Here is a 24,013-nt window from a genome sequence, read left to right as displayed (position 1 = left end):
CCGGTTTTTTGAGTTTTGAATTTTGAATTCAGATGGCGTGCACGTAATCGGGCACCGGGTGCAGATCGCAGTTGCGTCCGGCTTTCGCCACTTGTCCCGGCACGTCGTGCCCCACCAGCGCAGGCAATGTGCGCGACAGCGCGATCAGCCTTTGCAGATCGATGCCAGTCTCGATGCCCATTTCATCGCACAGATTCACGAGATCCTCCGTGCAGATATTTCCCGATGCACCCGGCGCGAACGGACAGCCACCCAGACCGCCGAGCGCGGCATCGAAGCGGCGCGCGCCGGCTTCGTAGGCGGCGAGGACGTTGGAGAGACCCAGACCGCGCGTGTTGTGGAAGTGCAGCGTGAGATCGTCGGCGGAGATGTGTTCCAGCACGCGCGTGACCAGCCGCGCAACCTGACGGGGATTCGCCATGCCGGTGGTATCCGCCAGCGTGACGCCTTTGATGCCCATCTCGCGATAAGCGCGCGCAATCGACACCACGCGGTCCTCATCGATCTTTCCTTCGAAAGGACAGCCGAACGCAGTGGCGACGGTCGCGTTGAGCCCAACGTTTCGAGCAATCCGCACGATGTCGCCAAAACCCGCCAGCGACGCTTCGCAACTCATGCGCATGTTGGCGCGATTGTGCGTCTGACTCGCGGACATCACGAGGTTGAGTTCGTTGGCGCCCGCCGCCAGCGCGCGTTCCGCGCCCTTCACGTTCGGCACCAGCGCGACGTAGATCGTGCCCGGCTTGCGCGTGATGCCTTTGAACACCGCTTCGCCATCACGCAACGCGGGAATGGATTTCGGCGATACGAACGAACCCGCCTCGATACGCGAGAAACCGCACGCCGACAACGCATCGATCAGCGCGATCTTGTCAGCGGTTTCCACCCATTTCTGCTCGATCTGCAAGCCATCGCGAGGCGCGACTTCCTGCACGATCAATGGTTCTTTGCATTCAAAATTCATTGCACCGCTCCTTCGGCACGCAGCCGTTCGACGTCGCTCGTTTCGAAGCCGAGCGATTCCAAAACCGCCTGCGTGTGTTCCCCCAACGCCGGACCCTGCCAGCGAACTTCACCCGGCGTGTCCGACAGCTTCGGCACGATGCCCGGCATGCGCACCGACTTGCCGCCCGGCAACACTGCGCGCAGCAGCATGTCGCGCGCTTGGTAGTGCGCATCGTCGACGATATCGGCGACCGAGTAGATGCGGCCCGACGGCACTTCCGCCGCTTCGAGCGCGGCGAGCACATCGTCCATCGAGTGATGCGCGGTCCATGCGCCGATGGCGTCATCGAGCATGGCGCTTTGCTGCACGCGGCCATCGTTGTGCGCGAGCGCCGGATCGTCGGCGAGATCGGGACGGCCGATGACGTGCATCAAACGCTTGTAGATGGGATCGCTATTGCCCGCGATCACCACAAAACCGCCGTCCTCCGTGCGATAGGTATTCGAAGGCGCGATACCCGGCAAGGCCCCGCCGCTGCGCTCGCGCACGTGGCCCAGCAGGTCGTATTCGGGCACCAGACTTTCCATCAAATTGAAGACGCTTTCGACGAGCGATACATCGACCACCTGACCTTCGCCCTGACCGGTCTTCACGCGCAGCACCGACATCAACGCGCCGATGACGCCATGCAGCGAAGCCAGCGAATCGCCGAGACTCACGCCGACGCGCGCGGGCAAACCTTCCGCATCGCCGGTCGTGTAGCGGATGCCGCCCATTGCCTCGCCGATCGCACCGAACCCCGGACGGTCGCGGTACGGTCCGGTTTGTCCGTAACCGGAGATGCGGACCATCGTGAGCTTCGGGTTTATTGCATGCAAAATGTCCCAGCCGAGACCGAGCTTTTCCAGCGCGCCGGGACGCATGTTTTCGATGACGATATCGGCATCCACGGCAAGACGTTTGATGACGTCCACGCCTTCGGGCGACTTGAGATTCACGCAGACCGATTTCTTGTTGCGCGACTGGAGATACCACCAGAGCGACGTGCCCTCGTGGAGTTTTCTCCATTTGCGAAGGGGATCGCCCGTGTTGGGCGTTTCGATCTTGATGACTTCCGCGCCGAACTCGGCCATCATCCGCGCGGCGAAAGGTGCGGCGATCAGCGTGCCGATTTCGACGATGCGAATGCCTTTGAGGGGTCCGCTCATGCTGCCTGTCTCCGTTATAAATGTCCTTGAGACAGAGCATATTGGCGAACGCAGCGCACGGTCCAACCGCATTTCGGCAAGCATCGTTCGCCAAACGCGAACGCTCGCGGCGTTTAGCTTGCGTTCGCTTCCACGGAACGCAGATGATCGAACAGCAGGCGGCTCACCGGTGAAAGCGCGTCCGCATCGCGCACGATGATGATGAGACTGCGCGCCGCCCATTCCTCGTCGAGCGTGACGGCGGCGAGACCGAGTGGGCGTCCCATCGACTCGAATACTTGCAGTGGCAGCACGCCCACGCCCATGCCCGCCTGCACCATGCGGCACACGGCATCGAAACCGGGCACGTGGATGCGCAACCGCAAAGCACGACCCGCCTGCCGCGCGGCCAGATGCGTGCGCATGTTGATCGAGCTGGCCGAATGCAGGCCGATGTGGTCGTAGCCGAGCGTATCGGAGAACGTGACGCTCGCGCGTTCTGCGAGCGGATGCGTTCCCGGCGTCACGATCACGAGCCGGTCGTGCCGGTAATGCGCGGTTTCGAGGCCGCGCGTGTCGGCGTCGCCGGAACAGATGCCGAGATCGACCAGACTGTCCGCCACGCCTTCGACGATACCGCCGCTCGGCCGCTCCTCCAGATCGATCTTGATCTGCTCGTGCAAGGATTGAAATGCGCTCAGGTCTTCCGGCAGAAATTCGACGATCGCCGAGAGATTCGCCATCATGCGCACGTAACCGCGCACGCCGCTCGCATGCTCGGCCAGTTCGATGCCGATCGCCTCGACATCGCGCAGAACACGGCGTGCATGATGCAGCAGCGTTTCGCCCGCAGTCGTCAGCGCCATGCCGCGCGCGCGACGCTCGAAAAGCGATGCGCCCACGGCCTGTTCCAGTTCCAGCAACCGCTTGCTCGCCGCCGATACGGCAATGGCCTCACGCTCCGCCGCGCGCGTGAGCGTGCCTTCCTCGAACACGGCGAGGAAGAGTTGCAGCGTCGTCAAGTCCAGTCGTCTGAGCAGATTCTTGAGGACCATGAGCGTTCAGCGCACGAACTTGAATGTGCCTTGCGCGCTCGCGATCATCACGCGGTCATCGACCCACGCTTCGCCGCGCGCAAAAAACACCGAGCGCCCCGCGCGTTCCAGAAAGCCCTTCGCCACGACCTTCTCGCCGATGCCGCGATCGAGGTAATTCACCGTCAGCGACAGCGTGAAGCCATGCAGCGGTTCGTCACTGGTCGTATGCAGTCCGGCGTAACCGCAGGCGGCATCGAGCAGCGTGGCGATGGCACCGCCCTGCAAGATGCGTTGCCGGTTCATGTGCCCCGCCTGGATCGGCATGGTGAATTCGGCGTAGCCTGCGCACCATTCGGTGAGCATCGCGCCGAGCGCTTCGAGAAACGGGTTATCGAGGTCGAGATTCGCCACCGTCGTCGTGCTCCTTGTTTTATGCATGCATTGTCCTGATTGTGCCATCGCAGTCGAAGCGCTTCAGGAGGCCAAGAAAAAACCCGCACGCGGCGGGTTTCATCGGTCTGATTGAATTTTTAATTTTGCATTCATTTGAGCAAGGCCACTTTACTCGCGACTTTGAGGTAGAGCGCAAGCAGCACGAGCACGGCGAGTTTCGCCATGCATTCGATGCTCGACAGGACCGCAAGCCACAGCGAGCGGTCGAATTCTTCCGGCAACTCCGGCGCGATGGCAAGCACGCTTGTCAGGCATACGAACAGCAGGAGATAGCGCGCCCAGCGCCGTCCGCGCAACGAGCACGCGGCAATGAGCAGCAACAGTGATTTCGCGACGATGACCGCCGCGGTCTGCTCGCGGCTGTTGCTGATGTCGATTTCCCATGGCACTTCGAACAAGGACCACGCGGCCATCACGCACGTGGCGGCGGCAAGCGCGCGCCGCACGCGTCTCGCGTCACCGTGAAGATGGACGAGCGCATGCCGGCCGGCCTGTGCGCCCGGTCCGGCAACAGATGTTTCGGCCGATTCAGGCGCGACGGATGGCGGAGCCGCGTCCAGCAGCGCGGATTCGTTGGCATGCGTCATCTCGCGCTCCCCGTGGCGCGCACCCCGTTGCAGATCATGCGATATCTCCATTCACTCGTTTAGCGTAGGCGAACAAAAAAGCGCTCACCACGGCGCAGCGTTGTACGGCGACGTCGTCCGATTTATTTTTTCGAAGATGGAAATATCTTTCTATTTTCCAAAATGGAAAACGGAAATAAGCAGAAAGACGACGCGCGGATACTGCCTAAAGGCATCGATTTACGATACCTAAAAGCAGCCCTATCTGCGAATTGCCTTTTGCTATCGTCAGATGGTTTGCGGTGGAGTAAAGAAATGCGTGTTCCGGCCGCAACGAATTAAAAACCAGAGTGCTCAGTTATATCCACGAATCACGCAGGACTTTTGTTCCTCCTCGGTCTTTTCTCCTGCGAAACGGCGGCAGATTTCCGTTACGTATTGGGGTTCACCCGACACTTGTGAAGACCGATGCGAGACCGGCGCGCCAGTATCCACGGGCATTTCTTCATCGTCCATCCAGGCATAGAAATGAACGGTAGAATTGGCTTCCATTTGCTTTTCTCCTTTGATGAAGCGCAAAAACGCTTTCAGTAGATTCAGAATGCGCCTTCGGAAGCTATCTGGCCCTAGTGGATTTCATTGATGGACGGAACGCCATTCGGCGAGGAATATAGAAAGAATGGCTCTTTCACGAGCGGTCATTATTGCCGGTCATATGTAATCGAATATCCGATTGCATAAATTTAAATGCCGCGCGCTCGCCAGTATTTATCGCGGCATTCCTTCAAAAGCCAACTGAATCTTCCCTCTAGACTACGTTTTTCTCGACAATCGGGCTTCCGTTCAACACGCGTGACCAGTCCAACGGCGACAAGTCCAGTGTGCGATAGCGTCCGTGCAAAATCAGTTCGCTCACACCGCGCCCGGTCGCCGGCCCTTGTTGCAGGCCATGGCCGCTGAAACCGTTGGCAAACACGCAATTTTCGATATCCGGATGGTGGCCGATGATCGCGTTCTGGTCGAACACGTTGTATTCGTAGTAGCCCGACCAGCATCGCTCCACGCGCAGCGCCTCGAAACCTGGCACACGATGAGCAAGCGTCGGCCAGATCACGTCGTCGAATAGCGCGTGGTCCACTTCGTCCAGCGGCAGATCGTCCGGATCGTTGTCGGGCGCGGGCGACGTGCCACAAATATAAGTGCGCCCTTCCGGCCTGAAATAGACGCCGCTCGGATCGATCAATAACGGACAGGCATCCAGGCGCGCTGGCGACGAGACATTGAAGATGCTGCGCCGTCGCGCACGCACGGGAATGTCGATGTCGAGCATCCCCGCGATATGACGTGACCACGCGCCCGCCGCGTTAACCATCACATCGCATGCAAAATGCAAACCGTTGGCGGTCTGCACGCCGGTCACTCGCCTTCCGTCGCGCTCGATACCCACGACTTCGGTCGCGACATAACGCGCCCCGAGCGATTGCGCCTTGCGACGAAACGCGCGCACGAGTCCATAACCATCGAACCAGCCTTCGCCGCTTTCACCGAACGCACCCGCCGCAAGGTCATCCGTGTTAAGCCACGGAAAGCGCGCGCGCAATTGCAGCGGATCGAGCAGGCTGATGTCCGCGCCGAGCGAGCGTTGCAGCGCGTGGTTCTCACGTAGCGCCTTTTCGCCGCGAGCCGTCGCGAGAAAGAGATAACCGCCTTCATGCAGATCAATGCAAGGCTGTTCGCCATCCACTTCGAGCCGTTCGCCGATCGTGCGTAGAAACTCGATACCGTAAAGCGACATGCGCACCGAAAGCGGCGTGGAGAACTGCTGCCGGATCGATGCCGCCGACAGCGCCGACGACGAACGCGCGTAAGTCGGATCGCGTTCGATCACCGTGACTTCCACGCTCGGATCGGCTGCGCGCAGGAAATACGCGGTCGCGCTTCCGATCACGCCACCGCCGACGATTACTACCCGAGAAGCCACACGTCCCCCGTTCGAAGGTCACTGAATGCTTAATGCTTTATACGTAATGCAAAATACAAAGCGCCTCAGGCTAATCGAGATTGAAATCGATGCCCTGCGCCAGCGGCAGCGCCGACGAATAGTTGATCGTGTTGGTCGCGCGGCGCATGTAGCCCTTCCACGCATCCGAGCCGGATTCGCGACCGCCGCCGGTGTCTTTCTCGCCGCCGAACGCCCCGCCGATCTCCGCGCCGCTCGGCCCGATGTTCACGTTGGCGATGCCGCAATCGCTGCCGGATGACGACAGGAAACGTTCCGCCTCGCGCAAGTCGGTCGTGAACGTGCATGACGACAAACCGTGCGCGGCGGCGTTGTTCGCGGCGATGGCTTCATCGAAATCGCTGTAGCGCATGACGTAGAGAATCGGCGCGAAGGTTTCCTTCAGCACGACGTCGGTCTGTGCGGGCATCTCGACGAGCGTCGGACGCACGTAATAGCCGTTCTCGCAACCCGCGACGCTCACGCGCTCGCCGCCCGTCACGCGGCCGCCTTCGCCCTTGGCCTGTTCCAGCGCGTCCTGCATGCGCGCAAAAGCCTGCACGTCGATGAGCGGTCCCATCAACACGCCTTCTTCGAGCGGATTGCCAATCGGCACTTTTGCGTAGAGCGTCTTGAGGCGCGCGACCGTATCGTCATAGATGCTGTCGTGCACGAACAGGCGACGCAGCGACGTGCACCGCTGCCCCGCCGTGCCGACCGCCGAGAACAGAATGCCGCGCACGGCCAGATCGCGATTGGCGCTCGGCGAGACGATGCCCGCGTTATTGCCGCCGAGTTCGAGAATCGAGCGGCCGAAGCGACGCGCCACTTCGACGCCCACGGTGCGGCCCATTTCCGTGCTGCCCGTCGCGCTCACGATATCCGAGCGTTTATCGATGACGAGTTGCACGCCGATATCGCGTCCGCCGATCACGACGGATGCGAGTCCTTCGGGTGCATCGCCGAATTCCTTGAGTGCATCGCGCAGAATTTGATCGACGGCGAGCGCGGTGAGCGGCGTTTTCTCGGACGGCTTCCACACGACCGCATTGCCGCACACGAGCGCGAGCGCCGCGTTCCACGACCAGACCGCCACCGGGAAATTGAACGCCGAGATGATCGTGCACACGCCCAGCGGATGCCACGTCTCCGCCATCCGATGCCCCGGCCGCTCGGACGCGATTGTCAGGCCATAAAGCTGCCGCGAAAGGCCCACCGCGAAGTCGCAGATATCGATCATTTCCTGCACTTCGCCCAGTCCTTCCTGCAGGATCTTGCCCGCTTCGAGCGAGACCAGACGCCCCAGCGCCGCTTTCTTTTCACGCAGCCGTTGCCCGAGCAAGCGCACGAGTTCGCCACGACGCGGTGCGGGCACATCCCGCCATTGCACGTAGGCATCGCGGGCGCGGGCGAGCGTGGCATCGACATCGGTCGAGGAATGCTGTTTGATGCGGCCGATGACCGCGCCATCGATCGGTGAATGCACGGTCAGGTCGCCTGCTTCCGCGAGACTCGCGATGCCCAGGTCGGAGAGAATCGATTGAACGTCCACGATGATTTCCTTGAGTTCGATGTAGCGTGCGTCGGCGTTTCTGATAAGAAACTTCGATAAGTTCGGAAACTATACGCGCGTCGAACGCTGCTCACAATGCAATCAAAAATCAGGGTTTTCCACAAGCAAAAAGCCCTTTCTGAAGCGGTTTTTTGTTGATACAACGGTAACCGGCCAATCTTGAGCCACACGTTTCCGATGCTAACATCGGAAACAAATCACGATCGCGCGTCATGTCCAGTCCTCAAACGAAAAGCACACCGGAACAATCCGCCGCCGATCTCGGACGGCGTGTGAAGCATGCGCGCGTCGCGCAGAATCTCACGCTCGAAACCGCGAGCCGGTTGTGCGGCGTGTCGCGCTCGGCGCTCTCGAAGATCGAGAACGGCCTGATGTCGCCGACCTTCGACGTGCTGCAAAAGATCGTGCGCGGCTTGCAGATCGATCTCGCGGAGCTTTTTGGCAGCGCGAGCACGCCGAGCGCGAACGGACGGCGCGCGTTGACGCGCAAGGACGCCGGTCAGCGTCACGCCTATCGCGGATATCAAATGGAACTGCTCGCCACCGAACTTGCGCACAAAGCCATGCTGCCGTTTCGCATCCGCATTTCGGCGCACACGCTCGACGCCTTCGACGACTGGGGCCGTCACGAAGGCGAGGAGTTTCTGTACGTCATCAGCGGCAGCGTGTGTCTCTATTCCGAACTGTACGCGCCGACGCATTTGCACGCAGGCGACAGCCTCTATTTCGACAGCCGCACCGGGCACGCGGCCATTTCCACCAGCGACGACGACGCCGAAGTGCTGTGGATGGCGACGGGCGGGTCATCGGGCGAGCTTCAGTGAAGCAACGGCTCGCGTAGTGAGAGACGCATGGGCATGGCGCTCGGGCCGGTCGTGAATGCGCAGACTTCGTGGATATCGTTCGGATGCAGCGTGAGCTTCGCGCGGAAGTTTGCCGCGAGCATCGAAATGACGAGGCGCATCTCCACGGTGGCGAGATGCCGCCCCGGACAGACGCGTGGACCCGCGCCGAATTGCAGGAAGGCGCGAGCGTCGTGCGTGTCCGCGTGATGTTCGTGTAGCCAGCGGTCCGGGTCGTACTGCGTGGCGGCGGAAAAGTGATGTTCGTCGAGCATCGCGGGGCGGTTCAGGAAGAACATCTTCGTGCCGGCGGGCAATCGAACGCCTCGCAGCGTGACGTCTTCCAGCGGTTCCAGCGATAGATACGATGCAACGGGATGCAGGCGCGTCGCTTCCGTGCAGACCGCTTCGCAAAGGTCGAGTTCGCGCATCGCGGTGTAGCTCGGGCAGACGTCGGCATCGGTGAGGATATTGCGCGCGTGGGCCGCGACGCGGTTTTGTAGCGCATCGTCGGAACCGAGATAGAGCAGCGCCCATGAGATCGCGGTTGCCGTGGTGTCCTCGCCCGCGAGGAGCAAAGTCAGCACGTTGGCGGCTACGTCGTCATCGGTGATGCCGGAGCCGGGTGTGTCGCGCAGTGCGAGCATGGTGTCGATGAGGTTGGTGCCTTCACGTTGACCCGTTTCGCGTGAGCGCGCCATCAACGCGCGGACGTAGCGATCGACTTCGGTCATCGCGTGATCGAAGCGGCGGTCGCGCGGCAATCGCACGTAGCGCCAGTATGGGAACGGCAGGTTCACGCGTGCGATGAGCATCGGCAACAGCAAGGACAAGTGTTCCTGAATCAGATTGCGCTCTTGCTCCAGCGTGTTCGGGTCTTCGCCGAACACGAGCGCACTCGTCACATCGACGGTAAAGCGCTTCAGGTCTTCGCGCATGTCGATCACGCGTTCTTCGCGCGCCGATGCTTCCCATCGTTTGCGCAGGCGCTGGGTGATCGCGGCGAGCGTCGGATAGAACGCCTTGATGTGATTGACCGAGAGCGCTTGCATCACGAGGCGGCGTTGCGGCGCCCACGCCGCGCCTTCGACGGAGAATACGCCGTTGCAGTGCATTTCCTTGAGATTCGCCTCGATCGGCTCGTAACGCCGATAGCGATGCAGCCGTTCGCGCAGCACGGCGTGCGCAAGTTCGACATCGCTCCACACCGTGACCGGCGTGCGCGCGAGACGAAACGCGTACGGCGTGCCGAGTTCGGCGGCCCAGCGTTCGAGCAGCAGATGATGCGTGGCGGGATCGAGCTGATGCAGATTGCCGATGAGCGGCAGGCCGCGCGGTGCGGGCAAGTCGGCGATTTCGCGCAGGGGCGCAGCGGTCATGTCGGCCTCGCGGGAGGGCTCGATATGAAAAAGGATAGGACAGTTGAGAGATGACCGCGCGGTCCTTTGGGCGCGGTCACAGATCAAGTCCTTTTATTCAGCCGGAAAACTTCTCCGCGAATGGAGCACGTTGGTGACTTCGATGCAATCCGTTACCCTGAAAACGATGACGTAGTTCGGATGAACGACGATTTCGCGCGTGCCTGCCACACGTCCTGATCGATAAAGGTAGGGCGAGGCGGCAGCAGCCTTTGGTCCTTCCTCGATTGCACTTTTAAGGGCGCGTGCCGCAACGGGATTTCTTTCGGCGATATACCGAATGATTTCTCCCAGTTCGTGGCGCGCATTCTGAGTCCATACGACAAGCAAACTCAAGCAGCCCTCGCCCTATGGCGTTTCTCGGCTTCGGCGATGATGTCTTCCATCTCCGCCATGACTTGATCATGCGGCACCCTTGCCCGCGTATCCGTCATCGACCTCCTGACCTTCTCCCTGAACCAAATGTCATAAGCTTCAGCTTCTTCGACCGTGGCGAATTCGGAGACGATCGGATCGAGCGGTGTGGTCATTTCAATATCTCGTTTCATGATGAAAACGATGATAGCCCACCGCTTCCACCGCGTCATTCAGCCGAACGGCCAGCTTGCGCCGGACCGATTTATCAGGCAGCGACCTTCCCTACCGACCGCTTGAAGTAAGGCGAACTCAACGTCGCCGCGCTCATGTCCGATGCCGCCTCCAGCAGCGCAGGCGCAAGCCGCGTCAAACGTTCCTCGGGCAAGCGGCTGGTCGGTCCGGCGAGACTCACCACGCCCACCACCACACCCGTCACCGGATGATGAATCGGCGCGGCCATCGACGTCATGCCGGCCTCATAAGTCTCGCTCGCGATGCCGTACCCACGCTCCCGCGCCGCTTGCAGATCGGCCAGAAACTGCTGAATGGTCTTCGGCGCCTTCGGCCCCCCCGTGCCCGGCCGCCCGATGCCGCCCTGCTTCGACACCAGCGCCAGCGCTTCCTCATCCGAGAGCGACGACAACCACGCCTGACCGCTCGCCGTGCAATGAAGCGGCGGCTGGCTTCCCATGTCCGGGTCATAGCGCAGCCCCGACTTCGCGCCCTGCGCCTTGCCGACGAACGTGATGTGGTCATCCTCCACCACGCCCAGCCGCGCCAGTTCGCCCGACTGCGCCGCGAGCCGGTCGAGCACCGGTTGCGACACGTCGAGCACGCCGCCCGTCGACAGATAGATCAGCGCGAGCGACACGAGCTTGAGCGCCAGCATGTACTCGCCGTGATCCTCGTCCTGACGGACATAACCTTCGTCGATCAGCATCGCGAGCAGCCGGTGCGTGCCGCTTCTCGGGATATTGAGCGTATCGGCGATGGTGGCAAGCGGCATGCGCCCGCCATTCTTCGCCAACAACTCGATGATCGACAACGCCCGTTCCAGATTTCCTGCCATCTTCTAACCTCGCCAAGTTCCGATTCGGAATGAGAACACGATTCCGCTTCGGAATTCAACCACTGGCTTCAATCAATCGATGTGCGCCGCGTCCAGCAACGCGAGCGTCGCCTCGCGCAAACGGCCGGCGCGGGTCAAAGCATCGGCGGTTTTGGCCCACTCTTGCATCGGTACTTCGATCGACAAAGGCAGGCCGTCCGGCAGCGCGCGCAGAATGCCCATCAGGTCGATGCCGCCCTCGCCCGGAATCATGCGTTCGCAGCGCGCCTGAAACAGCAGCGTTTCCAGATCCGTGGGACGTTCGGCGGGGGCATCGCAAAACTGCACGTAACCGAAGTATTCGCGCGGTAATTCACGCAGCGTTTGCGTCGACGAACCCGCGCGGTCGAAATGCAGCGGATCGACGATCAGCCCCGTATTCGCCCGTCCCGACGCCTCGACGATGCGCGCGCCCTGCACGATGTCCTTCGCATTCGTCCATGGCATCGGCTCCAGCGACGGCGACAGACCCAGCGGCTTTGCGATATCGCACAGCGCGGCCAGACGCTCGGCGGTGCGCGCTTCATCGGGATCGTTGCCCGCGACGAGCACATAACGCGCGCCCAATTCGGCGGCGGTTTCGAGCATCGGCGCGTAGGCGCGCACGTCGGTATCGGGCTTGAGGCGCAGGATTTCGGCATCGAGCACGCCGATGCCGGTGTCCTTCAACGCGGCGAGCGTCTCGCGCTTGAGCCGCGTATCGCCGACGATCTCATGCCGCACTTCGGTATCGGTCGCGGGCACGAGCCGCAGGCCGACGTAGTCATAGCCCGCCTTCGCGGCGCACTCGACCATCTGCGGCGGCGTGAGTTCGAGCACGGTCAATGCGGAGAGGGAAAGTTTTCGTTGTGACATCGACAGGTCTCCTCCTTTAGCGCAGCGGCGAGAACGGCGCGGGCACGTAGATGGTCGATTCCATCGTCGTCAGATGCGCGGGACCGCCCTTCGGCGGCCAGATACCGTCCTTCACCGCCTCGGCGCGGATGCGCGAACGCTCGTCCACCCCCGTGTACGGCCAAATGTTCAGGAAGCGAGGCACGGTGCCGTCGAGCGCGTACATCGCGCCGATCAGCGGCGAGCGCTTCACGCGTTCCGGCACGGCGTTTTCCCATGCATCGATGGTGTGTTGCAGGCTCGCGAGCTTCGTTCCATACACGCGCATTTCATAGATGCCGCCGTGCACGGCCGGTTCGATCGGTGGCAGAAACGGGAACATGGCGTAGCTGTTCACTTCGACATCGGTGATAAATTCGCCGCAGCCGAACGGATTGCCTTCGAGCAAGAGCCGTTGACGCTCGTTGATTAGCGCTGCTTCGGATTCGAAACCGCGCAAGACCATCACGCGGCCGAGCGTGCCGATATCCGAATACCAGCAGCCGAGCAGCGTCGAGCCGGGTCGATCGCCGCTCGCCTTGATGTTCTCGAAGACCTGCGCGTTGGTGCCGATTTTGACGGTGAGCGTCACGGTGTCATATAGATTCATTGAAAGTCCTTGCTGGGCTAGGTTCGAGAAAAATATTCGTCGATGCTTCGGATAGCGAAAGACCTGCAAGATAACCGAAGGTCATCGCAGGACCAAGTGTGATGCCGCCTGCCGGATAGTGTCCGCCCATCATGCTGGCGGCGTCGTTGCCGACGGCGTATAGACCGATGATCGGTGCGCGCGCTTCGTCGAGCACGCGGGCGCGGGCGTCGGTGGCGAGTCCCGCGAAAGTGCCGAGGCTGCCGGGCACGAGCTTGACCGCGTGGAACGGGCCATCGACGATTGGCGCGAGACATGGATTCGGCTTGTGCGAGACATCGCCCTGAATGCGGTTGTAGGGCGTCGAGCCTTTGTGGAACTGCGGATCGAAGCCGTCTTTTGCGTACGCGTTATACGTAGCGACCGTTTCAACGAGACCACGCGGATCGATGCCACATTCACGCGCGAGCGCTTCGAGCGTCGGCGCAGTCTTCAGATATCCTGATCGTTCGTGTTGGCCAAGCGAAAATGGAAACGGCTTCGCGGCACCCAACCCATAACGCCGCTGGAACCGATGATCGCAGACAAGCCATGCGCACACTTCCTCGCCCGGCGGCGTCGTGCCGATCAGCGCGGATAAAAAGTCGTGATACGACGATGCCTCGTTGGTAAAGCGCCGTCCCGCGCGCGTCACCGCGATCACGCCCGGCTTCGCACGCTCGATCAGATGCGGGAACGCGACGTCATCGCCATTGGCTTTCGGCACGAGCGATACGGGCGCCCACGCCGCCGGCGCTTCCAGCGATGCGTCGAAATGCCCGCCCGCCGCTTCGCCGATGCGAATGCCGTCGCCGGTATTGCTTTTCGGCGCGGCGGACCAGTGTTCCTTGACATCGAACGTACGCGCACGTCGCGCGATGTCGTGCGGATAGCCGCCGCATGCAAGCACCACGCCGCGTCGCGCGTGAATCTCATGCAACGTGCCTTCGATCTCGACGCGCGCGCCGGTCACGCGGTTTGCATCGCGATCTCGCAACAGGCTCACCGCCTTCGCGCGCGTCTTGAGCTGCACGCCGCGATCAGCCGCCGATTTCAGCAGTCGCGCGATCAGCGCATTGCCGTTGACCAGATGCATCGAACGGCCATGACGCAGCGTGTGCCACCCGAACCGGATGAAGCGTTTCGCGACGTGCCACGCCGAGCGCAACGAACGCGTCGCGTTGAGAAAATGCGCGAGATCCTGACCCGACGCGATCGCCATGCCGTTCACCGTCGTTTCCATGAGCGGCGGGCGCAGCTTGCGAATCAAAGGCCCGAGTTCGCGTCCGTCGAACGGCATCGCGCAGACGGAACGGCCGCCGGTGGCTGCGCCTTGCGTCGTGTGGAAATCGGGAATGCGATTGCCGTCGATGAAGCGCATCGACGTATGGCGCTCGAAGAATTCGATCATGCGCGGACCGTGCTCGATCAGCGCATCGGCTTTCGCGGCGTCGAAGTGCGCGCCGAGTTCGTTTTGCAGATACGTGCGCGGTTGATCCGCATCTTCGTCGATCCCTGCCCGCACCGCGAGCGGATTGCGCGGAATCCACATCCAGCCGCCGGACCACGCGGTCGTGCCGCCGAATACCTCTTCCTTTTCGCACACGATCACCGACAGCCCTTGCGCGGCTGCGGTCACGGCAGTGGATAAACCGCCCGCGCCGGAGCCAAGCACGAGGACATCGCAACTTAGCTGCTCTATGTTCGGCGTGTTTTGCTGCGTCTCCAACATCGTCAGGCTCCGTAGGTCTCGCTGGAACTTTCTTTAATGTTGGAATGCTATTCCACATTTGGATGTGATGGAAGCTTTTTTTCCGAGACGAGTCGGGCAACCTCGCCGCGAAGGAAAAGATCGACGGTTAGTTGCCTTGAATTGAATGGCCAAATTTGTTGAACGCAATTCCAAATTCAACTACGATTCATCATCCATTTTTACATTTCGATTCGGCCCGTGGCGCGATCCAAACCACGCGAGCCCAACAGGAGACAACGCAGCATGTCGCAGGACACATCCTTCTCCCCTTCCCTCGATGCCGGCCTGACCGGCGCCACACGTGTGTACTACATCGTCGGCGATCCCATCGCGCAGGTGAAATCGCCCTCGGGCGTGACCGCCGCCATGCGCGCGACCGGCACGGACGCCATCGTGATTCCCGCGCACGTCGCGCCGAAAGACCTCGCAACGTGGTTCGCCGGCGTCGCGCCGATGCAGAACTGCGATGGCGTCATCGTCACGGTCCCGCACAAGTTCGCCGCCAGCGCCTTCTGCAAGTCGTTCACGAAGGAAGGCGAATTCCTGGGCGCGGTCAACATGCTCAAGCGCAACGAGGACGGCACGTGGCACGGCGGCGCATCGGACGGCGTCGCGATGGTCGCGGCGCTGCGTGACGCGGGTTGTCAGCCGCAGGGCAAACGCGCGTTGCTGATCGGCGCGGGCGGCGCGGGCTCGGCCATCGGGCACGCGCTGGTGGATGCGGGCGTGGCGTCGCTCGCCATCCGCGAATTCGACGATGCGCGCACCACCGCCCTCGTCTCGCGGCTGGCCGCGCTGGGCCACGGCACGGTGAGCATCGCGGATGACGCGGGCGCGGAAACGTACGACATCGTCGTGAACGCGTCGCCAGCAGGCATGCGTCCGGGCGATGCGCTGCCCATCGACGTTTCACGCCTCGACGCCAAAACCTTCGTCGGCGATGTCGTCACGAAACCGCCCGTCACGCCGTTCATCGAAGCGGCCCGCGCGCGTGGATGCCCGACCGTCACCGGCACGCAGATGTTCGGCCGCGTGTGCGATGCCATCGTCGATTACTTGCTGAAGGAATAAGAAGCGCCGACATCGAACAATTCCGAGGAATCGGATCAATCCAATTTCATTGACGCGCGCCTTCGGTCACCATTCGCGCCGCGCATTCGCCTCCCTCGGATGCGCATGCCGGACTGCTGGCTGACAGGCATCACGCTGAGAATGCCGCCCTGAATTCAAGGCGGCATTTTTTTCGCGCGCCGTTTCGCTCGCATGACGCCGGCCCGGAACACGCGTTCCATCGAGGGTTCCACACAGCGCGCGTGAAGCGCGCAAGAGGCTGTCATGAAATCACATAAGTTCAATCTGAAACGCCTGACGCGCATGGGCGCGGCGGCCACGTTGCTCGCGCTGCTCGCGGCATGCGCCAGCGCGCCGGACGCTTCCACCGCGCTGCCGTCGGACGGCAGGCTCGCGAACGGACGCATCGCGGCGAAACACTATCTGACGACCGTGACGACCAGCGCGAACGGTTCGTCGGGTCCGTCGGTCGGCGTGGGCGGCGGTGGCTTCGGCGGCAGCGGGTTCAGTGGCATCGGCGCGGGCGCGGGCTTGAGTTTCGACCTCACGAGTCTGTTCCAGAAGAGCCCGGAGCAAACCGCGAAGGTGTACCGCTACAGCGTGCAGATGAAGGACGGCGCGAAGCGCGACATCGACAGCACGCTCGATTTGCAGGAAGGCGCATGCGTGAGCACGATCGATTCGAACCAGCCGGGCTATCCGCGTTTGATGACTTCGGACGCGTGCCAATAATCAGACTCAGGCGTTCCTGAGCGAAGCGCGTCGCGCGAGTTCATCCGCGACGCGCGCCATCACCGGCGTCCAGTCGCCCGCGCGATGCTGACGCACCAACGCAACCGAGTCATACCACGGTTGCGTTTCTCCAAAGCCCCAACACCAGTGCGACGTCCGATCGAGCATCCCGATCACCGGACGCCCGAGCGCGCCGCCCAGATGCAGCGGCGAGCTATCCACAGTCACCAGCAAATCGAGCGCGCAGACGAGCGCGGCGGAATCGTGGAAATCCTCACGATAATGCGGCGCAGCTTCGACGAGATTTGCGCCTGCCGCGCGCATCGAAGCGATATCGGCATCGCGGCCGGGCGCGACGGTGTAATACGTCACGTCAGACAAATGCCAGAGCGGCGCGAGCGCATCGACCGGCATGCTGCGCTGACTGTCGCGACGGTGCGTCGGACTTCCTGCCCACACCAGACCGACCTTTAGCGCGCGCTTGCCATCTGACGCGAGCCAGCTTCGCCATGCATCGATACGTTCCGGCTCGACATCAAGATAAGGATTGCCATCTATTTGCGATGGCATGAGTCCGAGCGCCAGCGGCATGCTCATCATGCCCAGACTGTAATCGGAGCCGCTTAGTTCGTTCGATTCAATCGCGATGCAATCCGCCACGAAACGCCGCACGAGCGGATACAACGCCGAACGCACAGCCAGACAAGCCTCGCCGCCGATGCGTCGAATCGCTTCCGCGAAGCGCGGATAAAGCCGCACGAACTGGATATCGTCACCGATGCCCAACTCGCTATACACGACGATGCGCCTGCCCGCGAGCGATTCCCCGCGCCAGCGCGGCACCTCGTTTTCGACAAAACGCACGACGTTCTTCTGCACGCGCGCACGTTCGAGACGGCGTTCGAAGCGCGTCCACCCTTCGCGCCACGCGCCGCGACGCAGTTCGAGATCCGCGAGATCGACTGCGATCGTGCCATCGCCGGAATCCAATGAGAGTGCTTCGCGATACATCGCTTCGGCTTCATCGAAACGGGCTTGCTCGCTCATATAGAACGCGATCGCCTTCAACGCATTGGCATCCACCGGCTGACCCGATGCCGCTTCACGCATGACCGCTTCCGCGCCCTCACTGTCATGACGCAGCCAATAACAATGACTTAGTTGCCACGCAAGTTCGATATCGTGCGGGAAACGCTGCCGCGCATCGATACAGAAACGCTCCAGCGCGGCCCAATCGCAAGCGTTGCGAATGTTCAGCGCGAGTTGCAGGGCATGTCGAGCGTCGTCTGGAACGGTACTGCTTAGCAAAGTCGAATCCATAAGGCAGTGCGATCAATCGATGAAACGAAGGGCGCGTAGTGTATCGGATCGAGCATCCATGCACGGCAAAAAAGTTTCAAATTGCAACGTTCGCAGCGACCGATTCACGCAACGACCCAAGGTCAGATTGAAACGCACTGCTACATATTCCACATTGAGCGCGTCATCTGCGTTTGCCATACTTCCACTCGGTCTCTGTCTCCTCACGCGTCCGTCCCCGACCGGGAAGTCTCGCAACCGGACGCGCTCTCGCCGCCTTCCCTGGGCGGCTTTTTTTTACCTCTCGCGTAATTGCCGCCGCGCGTCCATCTTGCGACGATGCCTCCACGTTGAACAGCCCTTTCTTCGAGGAGACGCAAATGGAAACGAACCGCCCGAATTTCATCCAGACGCGCGATGGCGTCGAACTGTTTTATCGCGACTGGCTGCCCGCACGCGCGCAAGACAATGGCAGCACGATCGTGTTCGTGCCGAGCTATTCATTGCCAAGCGATATGTGGGCGTATCAGATGCTGCCACTCGTTCAGCAAGGCTTTCGATGTATTGCGTATGACCGTCGCGGGCATGGAAGATCGTCCGATCCGGGCAGCGGCTACGACTACGACACACTGGCCGATGACCTCGCCGCGCTCATCGATACGCTCGATCTGCACGACATCACGCTCGCCGGTTATTCGATGGGCGGCGCGGAAGCCGTGCGCTATCTGACGCGTCACGGCGATGCACGCGTTTCGCGTCTTGTGCTGATCGCCTCGACCGTGCCGATGCTCGGCGCCGCGCCCGATAACCCCGAAGGCGTGCCACGCGAATACGCCGATGCCTTCCAGCACGATCTGATGAACGACTATCCGCGATGGCTCGCCGAAAACGCGCGGCCCTTCGCCGGCCCGAACGTGTCCGACGCAATGATCGAATGGATTCGCGAAATGGCGCTGCGCACGTCGCATCACGCGCTGCTTCATTGCAACGAAACGGTGATGACGGGCGACTTTCGCGCGGAGTTGCCGGATATCGCCGTGCCAACGCTGATCGTTCAAGGCGATGCCGATACCTCGAACCCGCTCGAACTAACATCGCGCCGAACGGCACGTCTGATTCCGAACGCGAAGCTCATCGTCTACGAAGGCGCGCCACACGGCATTTTTCTAAGCGATGCGGCGCGGCTTACGAAAGACATCGCGCATTTTTCTGTCAGCGCTTAGTCGAAACCAAGATCAACATCAGACGAAAACACCTTCGAAAACAAGACGCGAATCTGTCAACGCGCGACTTCATATGGCAGTCCGAATTGACAGCTTTCCCGACAATATGAAAGCATCGCGGTCGCGTCGATCGCATCTCTTTCATGGCTTGTTCTCTCACCGAAGCGGAGTTTCCCGATGATCTTCCATGCCTCCATTCCCGGCCGCGACCCGCGTCATGTCGCGCACGTCCTCGCTGAAATGTGGGGCGGTTTCGCCGCGCCCTTTCCGTCGTTTCCCGGTGCGTGGATGGCGGTCGCGGGCGACGATCGCGGCACCATCATCGAGGTGTATCCGCATGATCGCGTGATCACGCCGGGCGGCGGACGCGAAGAGTCGGTGAGCTTCGGCGATGGCCCGAGCGAGCCGCGCCAGTACAGCGCGTTTCACATGGCCATTGCGACGCCGCTGAGCGCGGAGCAAGTGCTTGCCATCGGCGAACGCGAAGGCTGGCGTGCGGTGCGCTGCTCGCGCGGCCGGAATTTCTTCGACGTGATCGAATTCTGGATCGATAACTCGACGATGCTCGAATTCCTTACGCCCGAGATGCAGGCCCAATATCTGGCCTTCGCGACGCCCGCCAACTTCGAAGCAATGGCCGCAGCCGCAAGCGCTTAAACGCCGAATCCGCTCGACGACAGACCCAGACGCCGCTTCTCCACGTCCGTTCCCGACACGCGGATGGCCGGAAACCGGTCTGTCGGATGCGCAATCTCATCCTGCGAAGCGACGATCTCCAACTCATAGCGGCCCGCATCGTAAGTGGCCTTCACGACTGCGTTCACCGCCGCGAGCGTGTGTTCGAGCGCAACGCGCATCGAGTCGCCCTGCAGCGTGCGCGCGACGAACACCGCGCTCGTGAGATCGCCCACGCCCACCGGCTGCCGCGCGAAGGGATACAGCGGGCGCTGCGCGAACCACGCCTCGCTCGGACCAACGGCCAGCATGTTGAAGGTGTCCGCCCGGCTGTTGCGGTCGAGCAGATGCTTCACCAGCACCATGCGCGGACCGCGCGCGATGACTTCGCGGCAGGCATCCACCGCTTCCTCGACGGTTTCGATGCTTCGGCCTGCGAGCTTTTCCAGTTCCATGTGATTGGGCATCATGGCGTCGGCGAACTCGGGCATGGTCGTGACGAGAAAATCCTCGATGCCCGGCGCCACGGTGCAACCGGCCGTGGTGCTCGGGTTCGAGCCCATCACCGGATCGCAGAAAAAGAGCGCGCGCGGATTCACCGCCTTCACCGTCTTGACGATTTCCACCACCGCCTGCCCTTGCTCGGGCGAGCCGAGATAGCCGGACAGCACGGCATTGCAGCGCGCCAGCACGCCAATCGCCCCGATTCCATCGATGATCTTTTCCAACTCCGCAGCGTCGAACACCTGACCGGTCCAGCGCCCGTATTGCGTGTGATTGGAGAACTGCACGGTATTGAGCGGCCAGACATTCACGCCGAGGCGGCGCATGGGAAAAACCGCGGCGCTGTTGCCCGCGTGGCCGAACACCACATGCGACTGGATACTCAGGACGTTGTTCATGTTTGTATTCCCGACTGCGTAGTTCGGCTAAATTCGGACGGCGGCTGGCCTGCCGCTTGTGCGTCACTGCGTGGCACCGCTCTCCCGGAGCACGCGAATGAATCGCCTGACGGGCATCGAAGCGCGTCAATTCCGTATTGTGCCGTGGCTCGACGCACTGCGGCATGGCGAGGCCGCGATAAATTGCGGCGCGGTGCTTCGTGGGTCGCGCCGCTGCAACATATCGGCGATGCATGGACGTTCGGCACATGGCTTGCTCGCCGAAGTTGCCGGTAAGCAGGAACAAGCCCGCTCAAGCGCATTCATCGCACTAGAAACAAAAAAAGAAACGACTCGGGCACACGAATCCGGATGCGCGCCGGATAATGCTCTGTCGCATTCGCAACCGGAAAGCCGCGGCCATTCGCGCAGAGGCTGACCGCACGCATAGAACCTCGACGAGGACACACGAACCAGCAAGAACGCACCGACAACCAACAGTCGCAGGTCAAATCAGGAGGCTGGTATGGAGACGCAGGCTAAGAATCGCACCGATTTGCAAAAGTCGACCCTCGCAATCGTTCTCGCCGGCGGGCGCGGCACACGCCTTGGGCCGCTCACGGACAAACGGGTCAAGCCCGCGGTCCACTTCGGCGGCAAGTACCGCATCGTCGATTTCGCGCTGTCCAACTGCCTGAATTCGGGCATCCGGCGCATCGCCGTGGTCACGCAGTACAAGGCGCATTCGCTCATTCGCCATTTGCAGCGCGGCTGGGGTTTCCTGCGCGGCGAGTTCAACGAGTTCATCGATATCTGGCCGGCGCAGCAGCGCGTGGATTCGAGCTGGTATCGCGGCACGGCGGACGCGGTGTACCAGAACCTGGACATCGTGCGTTCCATTGGGCCGGAGTTCGTGATCGTGCTGGCGGGCGATCACATCTACAAGATGGATTACACGCGCATGGTGCTGGACCACGTCGAGAGCGGCGCGGACTGCACGGTGGGTTGCATCGAAGTGCCGCGCATGGACGCGGTGGCCTTCGGCGTGATGCACGTCGATGAAAACCGCCGCGTCACCGCGTTCCTCGAAAAGCCCGCCGATCCGCCCGCCATGCCCGGCAAGCCGGATGTGGCGCTCGCGAGCATGGGCATCTACGTGTTCAGCGCGAAGTATCTCTACGAGATGCTTCAGGACAACATCGAGCAGTCGAACACGGATCACGATTTCGGCAAGGACATCATTCCGCGCGTGGTGACCACGGGCAAGGCCATCGCGCATCCGTTCGGCATGTCGTGCGTGACATCGAGCACCGACCCGGACGCGCCCGCCTACTGGCGCGATGTCGGCACGGTGGACGCCTACTGGTCCGCGAATCTCGATCTCGCCTCGACCATTCCCGAACTCGACCTGTACGACCGCAACTGGCCGATCTGGACCAATCAGGAACAGTTGCCGCCGGGCAAGTTCGTGCGCGACCTGAACGGTCAGCAAGGCGCGATCACCAATCTCATGGTCTGCGGCGGTTGCGTGATTTCCGGCTCGCAGGTGTCGAAGTCGGTGTTTTCGTCGGCGGTGCGGGTCCACTCGTTCTGTAACATCAATGAGGCAGTCTTGTTGCCGCAGGTGACGATCGGGGCGAGTTGCCGATTACAGCGCGTGGTGATCGACCGGGGTTGCACGGTGCCGGAAGGCCTCGTGATCGGCGAGGACCCGGAAGAAGACGCACGCCGCTTTTTCCGCACCGAGTCGGGCGTGGTGCTGGTCACGCGGGACGCGCTCGCCCGTCTGTAGCCGTCGCCTGTCATGCGAAGCGGCGCGCGCGCCGCTTCGATCAACGCTTTGAAAATAACCGACGACAGGAGCGCCGATGACCGTTTGCGTGCTGCATGCCGCAGCAGAAATGTTTCCTCTGTTGAAAACCGGCGGCCTCGCCGATGTCGTGGGCGCCTTGCCGCCCGCGCAATCTCGTCTGGGCACGAACGCGCGCGTCGTGCTGCCCGCTTTCCCCGCCGTGCTGGACGGACTGCGCGATCTCGAACCGGTCGCGGAACTGGGCGCCGCGTTCGGCATCGATGGAATCAGGCTCGAACGTGGCGTGCTGGAACCGCACGGCGTGACGGTGTACGTCGTGCGCGCGGATGCCTTTTACGATCGCCCCGGCAATCCTTATCTCGATGCCGCGCATCGGCCGTATGCCGATAACGACCGGCGTTTCGCGCTGCTCGGCTGGGCTGCCGCGCGCATCGCGACGGGTGCCGATCCGGCGTGGAAACCGCATATCGTCCATGCGCACGACTGGCATGCGGGGCTCGCACCGGCGTATCTGCGCGCGTTCGAACGTGGCGGCGCGGCGCGCGTCGCCAGCGTGATGACCGTGCATAACCTTGCCTATCAAGGCACCTTTCCCGCGTCCGAATTCGGCGCGCTGCAATTGCCTGCCGATTTCTTCGCGGTAAATGGCGTCGAGTTCTACGGCCTTGTCTCGTTCCTGAAAGCCGGGCTGTATTACGCCGACCGCATCACCACAGTCAGTCCGACCTACGCACGCGAAATCCAGACGCAGACGCACGGCGCGGGCCTTCACGGCTTGCTGCAAAACCGCACGCACGACATCACCGGCATTCTGAACGGCGTCGATTATTCGATCTGGAGTCCGTCGGGCGATGACAGCATCGCGGCGAAATACACGGCGGCGAAGCCATCGGCGAAATCGAAATGCAAGGCGGCGTTGCAGGACCGCATGAACCTGACGCGCGATGATGGCGCGCTGCTGTTCGGCGTGGTGAGCCGTTTGACCGAGCAGAAAGGCCTCGACCTGCTGCTTTCGGCGGTGCCGGATATCGTGCAGCGCGGCGGGCAGCTCGTCGTGCTCGGCACCGGCGACCCGGCGCTCGAAAACGGCATGAAGAACGCGGCGGCGGCGCATCCGGGTTCGGTGGCGGTGGAACTCGGCTTCGATGAAACGCTGTCGCATTCGATCATCGCGGGCAGCGACGTGGTGATGGTGCCATCGCGCTTCGAGCCGTGTGGGCTGACGCAACTCTATGCGCTGGCGTATGGTTCGCCGCCGCTGGTGCATCGCGTGGGCGGGCTGGCGGATACCGTGGTGGATTCGTCGCTCGAAAATCTTGCCGATGAACTCGCCACCGGCTTCACGTTCGATACCTTCGATCGCGCGGGCATCGTCGGCGCGATCCGGCGGGCGTTCGCGTTGAAAGCACGGCGTGCGGACTGGAAAGCGGTTGCTCGCCGCGCGATGGACCAGAACTTCGGCTGGGAAGCGGCGGCGCAGGAGTACACGGAAGTCTATCGCGGGCTTCTCCCCGACTGACACGCGCGGCGCGGCGGGCGCGTTCCGTGCTTCGTTCGGTGAGTTGCTCACCACTCGAAA

25 protein-coding genes are annotated in these 24,013 nt (G+C 62.0%); 8 read left to right on the top strand and 17 right to left on the bottom strand.

The window, feature by feature from the left end; translation table 11 throughout:
• Positions 1-28: 28 nt before the first annotated feature.
• From ACZCWR_RS19335 to amaB, 8 genes are all read right to left on the bottom strand, one after another.
• Positions 29-964, bottom strand: coding sequence for a hydroxymethylglutaryl-CoA lyase (locus tag ACZCWR_RS19335; RefSeq protein ID WP_487304594.1), 936 nt, complete (start codon positions 962-964; stop codon positions 29-31).
• Positions 961-2,154, bottom strand: coding sequence for a CaiB/BaiF CoA transferase family protein (locus tag ACZCWR_RS19330; RefSeq protein ID WP_487304593.1), 1,194 nt, complete (start codon positions 2,152-2,154; stop codon positions 961-963). The genes ACZCWR_RS19335 and ACZCWR_RS19330 overlap by 4 nt, the downstream gene beginning before the upstream one ends.
• A gap of 113 nt (positions 2,155-2,267) precedes the next feature.
• Positions 2,268-3,188 (bottom strand): LysR family transcriptional regulator, encoded by a 921-nt coding sequence (locus ACZCWR_RS19325; protein WP_487304592.1) that lies wholly within the window; start codon positions 3,186-3,188, stop codon positions 2,268-2,270.
• Positions 3,189-3,194: 6 nt separating this feature from the next.
• Entirely contained in the window at positions 3,195-3,608 is a 414-nt protein-coding gene (locus ACZCWR_RS19320) for a PaaI family thioesterase (protein ID WP_487304591.1), read from the bottom strand.
• A gap of 104 nt (positions 3,609-3,712) precedes the next feature.
• Positions 3,713-4,261 (bottom strand): hypothetical protein, encoded by a 549-nt coding sequence (locus ACZCWR_RS19315; protein WP_487304590.1) that lies wholly within the window; start codon positions 4,259-4,261, stop codon positions 3,713-3,715.
• 282 nt (positions 4,262-4,543) lie between these two features.
• Complete coding sequence (locus ACZCWR_RS19310; RefSeq protein ID WP_487304589.1) at positions 4,544-4,741, bottom strand: hypothetical protein; 198 nt, start codon at positions 4,739-4,741, stop codon at positions 4,544-4,546.
• Positions 4,742-4,997: 256 nt separating this feature from the next.
• Complete coding sequence (locus tag ACZCWR_RS19305) at positions 4,998-6,170, bottom strand: NAD(P)/FAD-dependent oxidoreductase (RefSeq protein ID WP_487304588.1); 1,173 nt, start codon at positions 6,168-6,170, stop codon at positions 4,998-5,000.
• Positions 6,171-6,240: 70 nt separating this feature from the next.
• Complete coding sequence (gene amaB / locus ACZCWR_RS19300) at positions 6,241-7,740, bottom strand: L-piperidine-6-carboxylate dehydrogenase (protein ID WP_487304587.1); 1,500 nt, start codon at positions 7,738-7,740, stop codon at positions 6,241-6,243.
• A 233-nt stretch (positions 7,741-7,973) separates the two neighbouring features.
• Between amaB and ACZCWR_RS19295 the strand changes: the two genes are divergently transcribed.
• Complete coding sequence (locus ACZCWR_RS19295) at positions 7,974-8,585, top strand: helix-turn-helix domain-containing protein (protein ID WP_487304586.1); 612 nt, start codon at positions 7,974-7,976, stop codon at positions 8,583-8,585.
• Here ACZCWR_RS19295 and ACZCWR_RS19290 read toward each other — a convergent pair.
• From ACZCWR_RS19290 to ACZCWR_RS19260, 7 genes are all read right to left on the bottom strand, one after another.
• On the bottom strand, positions 8,579-9,982 hold the full coding sequence (locus tag ACZCWR_RS19290) for a cytochrome P450 (protein WP_487304585.1): 1,404 nt from the start codon (positions 9,980-9,982) through the stop codon (positions 8,579-8,581). The genes ACZCWR_RS19295 and ACZCWR_RS19290 overlap by 7 nt on opposite strands.
• 93 nt (positions 9,983-10,075) lie before the next feature.
• Complete coding sequence (locus ACZCWR_RS19285; RefSeq protein ID WP_487304584.1) at positions 10,076-10,357, bottom strand: type II toxin-antitoxin system RelE/ParE family toxin; 282 nt, start codon at positions 10,355-10,357, stop codon at positions 10,076-10,078.
• Positions 10,354-10,551: a type II toxin-antitoxin system RelB family antitoxin gene (relB, locus tag ACZCWR_RS19280; protein WP_487304583.1), complete on the bottom strand. Its 198-nt coding sequence runs from the start codon at positions 10,549-10,551 to the stop codon at positions 10,354-10,356. Before relB ends, ACZCWR_RS19285 begins: the two co-directional genes overlap by 4 nt.
• A gap of 92 nt (positions 10,552-10,643) precedes the next feature.
• Positions 10,644-11,447: an IclR family transcriptional regulator gene (locus ACZCWR_RS19275; protein WP_487304582.1), complete on the bottom strand. Its 804-nt coding sequence runs from the start codon at positions 11,445-11,447 to the stop codon at positions 10,644-10,646.
• A gap of 72 nt (positions 11,448-11,519) precedes the next feature.
• Positions 11,520-12,341, bottom strand: a complete 822-nt coding sequence (locus ACZCWR_RS19270; protein ID WP_487304581.1) for a sugar phosphate isomerase/epimerase family protein — start codon at positions 12,339-12,341, stop codon at positions 11,520-11,522.
• Between the two features lie 16 nt (positions 12,342-12,357).
• Positions 12,358-12,969: an NIPSNAP family protein gene (locus ACZCWR_RS19265; RefSeq protein WP_487304580.1), complete on the bottom strand. Its 612-nt coding sequence runs from the start codon at positions 12,967-12,969 to the stop codon at positions 12,358-12,360.
• Positions 12,956-14,719 (bottom strand): FAD-dependent oxidoreductase, encoded by a 1,764-nt coding sequence (locus tag ACZCWR_RS19260; protein WP_487304579.1) that lies wholly within the window; start codon positions 14,717-14,719, stop codon positions 12,956-12,958. Before ACZCWR_RS19260 ends, ACZCWR_RS19265 begins: the two co-directional genes overlap by 14 nt.
• Before the next feature lie 264 nt (positions 14,720-14,983).
• Between ACZCWR_RS19260 and ACZCWR_RS19255 the strand changes: the two genes are divergently transcribed.
• Both ACZCWR_RS19255 and ACZCWR_RS19250 read left to right on the top strand, forming a co-directional pair.
• Positions 14,984-15,811, top strand: a complete 828-nt coding sequence (locus ACZCWR_RS19255; protein ID WP_487304578.1) for a shikimate dehydrogenase family protein — start codon at positions 14,984-14,986, stop codon at positions 15,809-15,811.
• 264 nt (positions 15,812-16,075) lie between these two features.
• Positions 16,076-16,543 (top strand): hypothetical protein, encoded by a 468-nt coding sequence (locus ACZCWR_RS19250; protein ID WP_487304577.1) that lies wholly within the window; start codon positions 16,076-16,078, stop codon positions 16,541-16,543.
• A gap of 6 nt (positions 16,544-16,549) precedes the next feature.
• Here the strand turns inward: ACZCWR_RS19250 and ACZCWR_RS19245 are convergent, their stop codons facing one another.
• On the bottom strand, positions 16,550-17,851 hold the full coding sequence (locus ACZCWR_RS19245) for a glycosyltransferase family 9 protein (protein WP_487304576.1): 1,302 nt from the start codon (positions 17,849-17,851) through the stop codon (positions 16,550-16,552).
• A 371-nt stretch (positions 17,852-18,222) separates the two neighbouring features.
• On the opposite strand from ACZCWR_RS19245, the gene ACZCWR_RS19240 reads away from it, so the two are divergent.
• Together ACZCWR_RS19240 and ACZCWR_RS19235 are read left to right on the top strand one after the other, a co-directional pair.
• On the top strand, positions 18,223-19,065 hold the full coding sequence (locus ACZCWR_RS19240) for an alpha/beta fold hydrolase (RefSeq protein ID WP_487304575.1): 843 nt from the start codon (positions 18,223-18,225) through the stop codon (positions 19,063-19,065).
• 177 nt (positions 19,066-19,242) lie between these two features.
• A complete protein-coding gene (locus tag ACZCWR_RS19235; protein WP_487304574.1) occupies positions 19,243-19,722 on the top strand; it encodes a hypothetical protein in 480 nt (159 codons plus the stop codon).
• Here ACZCWR_RS19235 and pdxY read toward each other — a convergent pair.
• The gene (pdxY, locus tag ACZCWR_RS19230; protein WP_487304573.1) at positions 19,719-20,642 is read right to left on the bottom strand and encodes a pyridoxal kinase PdxY; all 924 of its coding nucleotides are present in this window, start codon (positions 20,640-20,642) and stop codon (positions 19,719-19,721) included. The two genes, ACZCWR_RS19235 and pdxY, sit on opposite strands and share 4 nt — an antisense overlap.
• 97 nt (positions 20,643-20,739) lie before the next feature.
• On the opposite strand from pdxY, the gene ACZCWR_RS19225 reads away from it, so the two are divergent.
• From ACZCWR_RS19225 to glgA, 3 genes are all read left to right on the top strand, one after another.
• Positions 20,740-21,060 carry a hypothetical protein gene (locus ACZCWR_RS19225; RefSeq protein ID WP_487304572.1) on the top strand — a complete coding sequence of 107 codons (321 nt, stop codon included), beginning with the start codon at positions 20,740-20,742 and terminating at the stop codon, positions 21,058-21,060.
• An 87-nt stretch (positions 21,061-21,147) separates the two neighbouring features.
• A complete protein-coding gene (glgC, locus tag ACZCWR_RS19220) occupies positions 21,148-22,413 on the top strand; it encodes a glucose-1-phosphate adenylyltransferase (protein ID WP_487304571.1) in 1,266 nt (421 codons plus the stop codon).
• A 76-nt stretch (positions 22,414-22,489) separates the two neighbouring features.
• Positions 22,490-23,953 carry a glycogen synthase GlgA gene (glgA, locus tag ACZCWR_RS19215; protein ID WP_487304570.1) on the top strand — a complete coding sequence of 488 codons (1,464 nt, stop codon included), beginning with the start codon at positions 22,490-22,492 and terminating at the stop codon, positions 23,951-23,953.
• Positions 23,954-24,013 lie beyond the last annotated feature (60 nt).

It is taken from the genome of Caballeronia sp. A2-2 (assembly GCF_057612605.2).
Note: the sequence above shows the minus strand (reverse complement) of the source record. Positions and strands in the feature narration are given on the sequence as shown.

Excerpts from the sequence above, each read along its gene's own strand:
- ACZCWR_RS19330 (WP_487304593.1), bottom strand. The coding sequence starts at position 2,154 with ATGAGCGGACCCCTCAAAGGCATTCGCATCGTCGAAATCGGCACGCTG.
- ACZCWR_RS19295 (WP_487304586.1), top strand. The coding sequence starts at position 7,974 with ATGTCCAGTCCTCAAACGAAAAGCACACCGGAACAATCCGCCGCCGAT.
- ACZCWR_RS19250 (WP_487304577.1), top strand. The coding sequence starts at position 16,076 with ATGAAATCACATAAGTTCAATCTGAAACGCCTGACGCGCATGGGCGCG.
- ACZCWR_RS19335 (WP_487304594.1), bottom strand. The coding sequence starts at position 964 with ATGAATTTTGAATGCAAAGAACCATTGATCGTGCAGGAAGTCGCGCCT.
- ACZCWR_RS19235 (WP_487304574.1), top strand. The coding sequence starts at position 19,243 with ATGATCTTCCATGCCTCCATTCCCGGCCGCGACCCGCGTCATGTCGCG.
- ACZCWR_RS19275 (WP_487304582.1), bottom strand. The coding sequence starts at position 11,447 with ATGGCAGGAAATCTGGAACGGGCGTTGTCGATCATCGAGTTGTTGGCG.
- ACZCWR_RS19320 (WP_487304591.1), bottom strand. The coding sequence starts at position 3,608 with ATGCATAAAACAAGGAGCACGACGACGGTGGCGAATCTCGACCTCGAT.
- ACZCWR_RS19310 (WP_487304589.1), bottom strand. The coding sequence starts at position 4,741 with ATGGAAGCCAATTCTACCGTTCATTTCTATGCCTGGATGGACGATGAA.
- ACZCWR_RS19255 (WP_487304578.1), top strand. The coding sequence starts at position 14,984 with ATGTCGCAGGACACATCCTTCTCCCCTTCCCTCGATGCCGGCCTGACC.
- pdxY (WP_487304573.1), bottom strand. The coding sequence starts at position 20,642 with ATGAACAACGTCCTGAGTATCCAGTCGCATGTGGTGTTCGGCCACGCG.
- glgA (WP_487304570.1), top strand. The coding sequence starts at position 22,490 with ATGACCGTTTGCGTGCTGCATGCCGCAGCAGAAATGTTTCCTCTGTTG.
- ACZCWR_RS19325 (WP_487304592.1), bottom strand. The coding sequence starts at position 3,188 with ATGGTCCTCAAGAATCTGCTCAGACGACTGGACTTGACGACGCTGCAA.
- ACZCWR_RS19290 (WP_487304585.1), bottom strand. The coding sequence starts at position 9,982 with ATGACCGCTGCGCCCCTGCGCGAAATCGCCGACTTGCCCGCACCGCGC.
- ACZCWR_RS19265 (WP_487304580.1), bottom strand. The coding sequence starts at position 12,969 with ATGAATCTATATGACACCGTGACGCTCACCGTCAAAATCGGCACCAAC.
- relB (WP_487304583.1), bottom strand. The coding sequence starts at position 10,551 with ATGACCACACCGCTCGATCCGATCGTCTCCGAATTCGCCACGGTCGAA.
- ACZCWR_RS19315 (WP_487304590.1), bottom strand. The coding sequence starts at position 4,261 with ATGGAGATATCGCATGATCTGCAACGGGGTGCGCGCCACGGGGAGCGC.
- ACZCWR_RS19225 (WP_487304572.1), top strand. The coding sequence starts at position 20,740 with ATGAATCGCCTGACGGGCATCGAAGCGCGTCAATTCCGTATTGTGCCG.
- ACZCWR_RS19260 (WP_487304579.1), bottom strand. The coding sequence starts at position 14,719 with ATGTTGGAGACGCAGCAAAACACGCCGAACATAGAGCAGCTAAGTTGC.
- glgC (WP_487304571.1), top strand. The coding sequence starts at position 21,148 with ATGGAGACGCAGGCTAAGAATCGCACCGATTTGCAAAAGTCGACCCTC.
- ACZCWR_RS19240 (WP_487304575.1), top strand. The coding sequence starts at position 18,223 with ATGGAAACGAACCGCCCGAATTTCATCCAGACGCGCGATGGCGTCGAA.
- ACZCWR_RS19270 (WP_487304581.1), bottom strand. The coding sequence starts at position 12,341 with ATGTCACAACGAAAACTTTCCCTCTCCGCATTGACCGTGCTCGAACTC.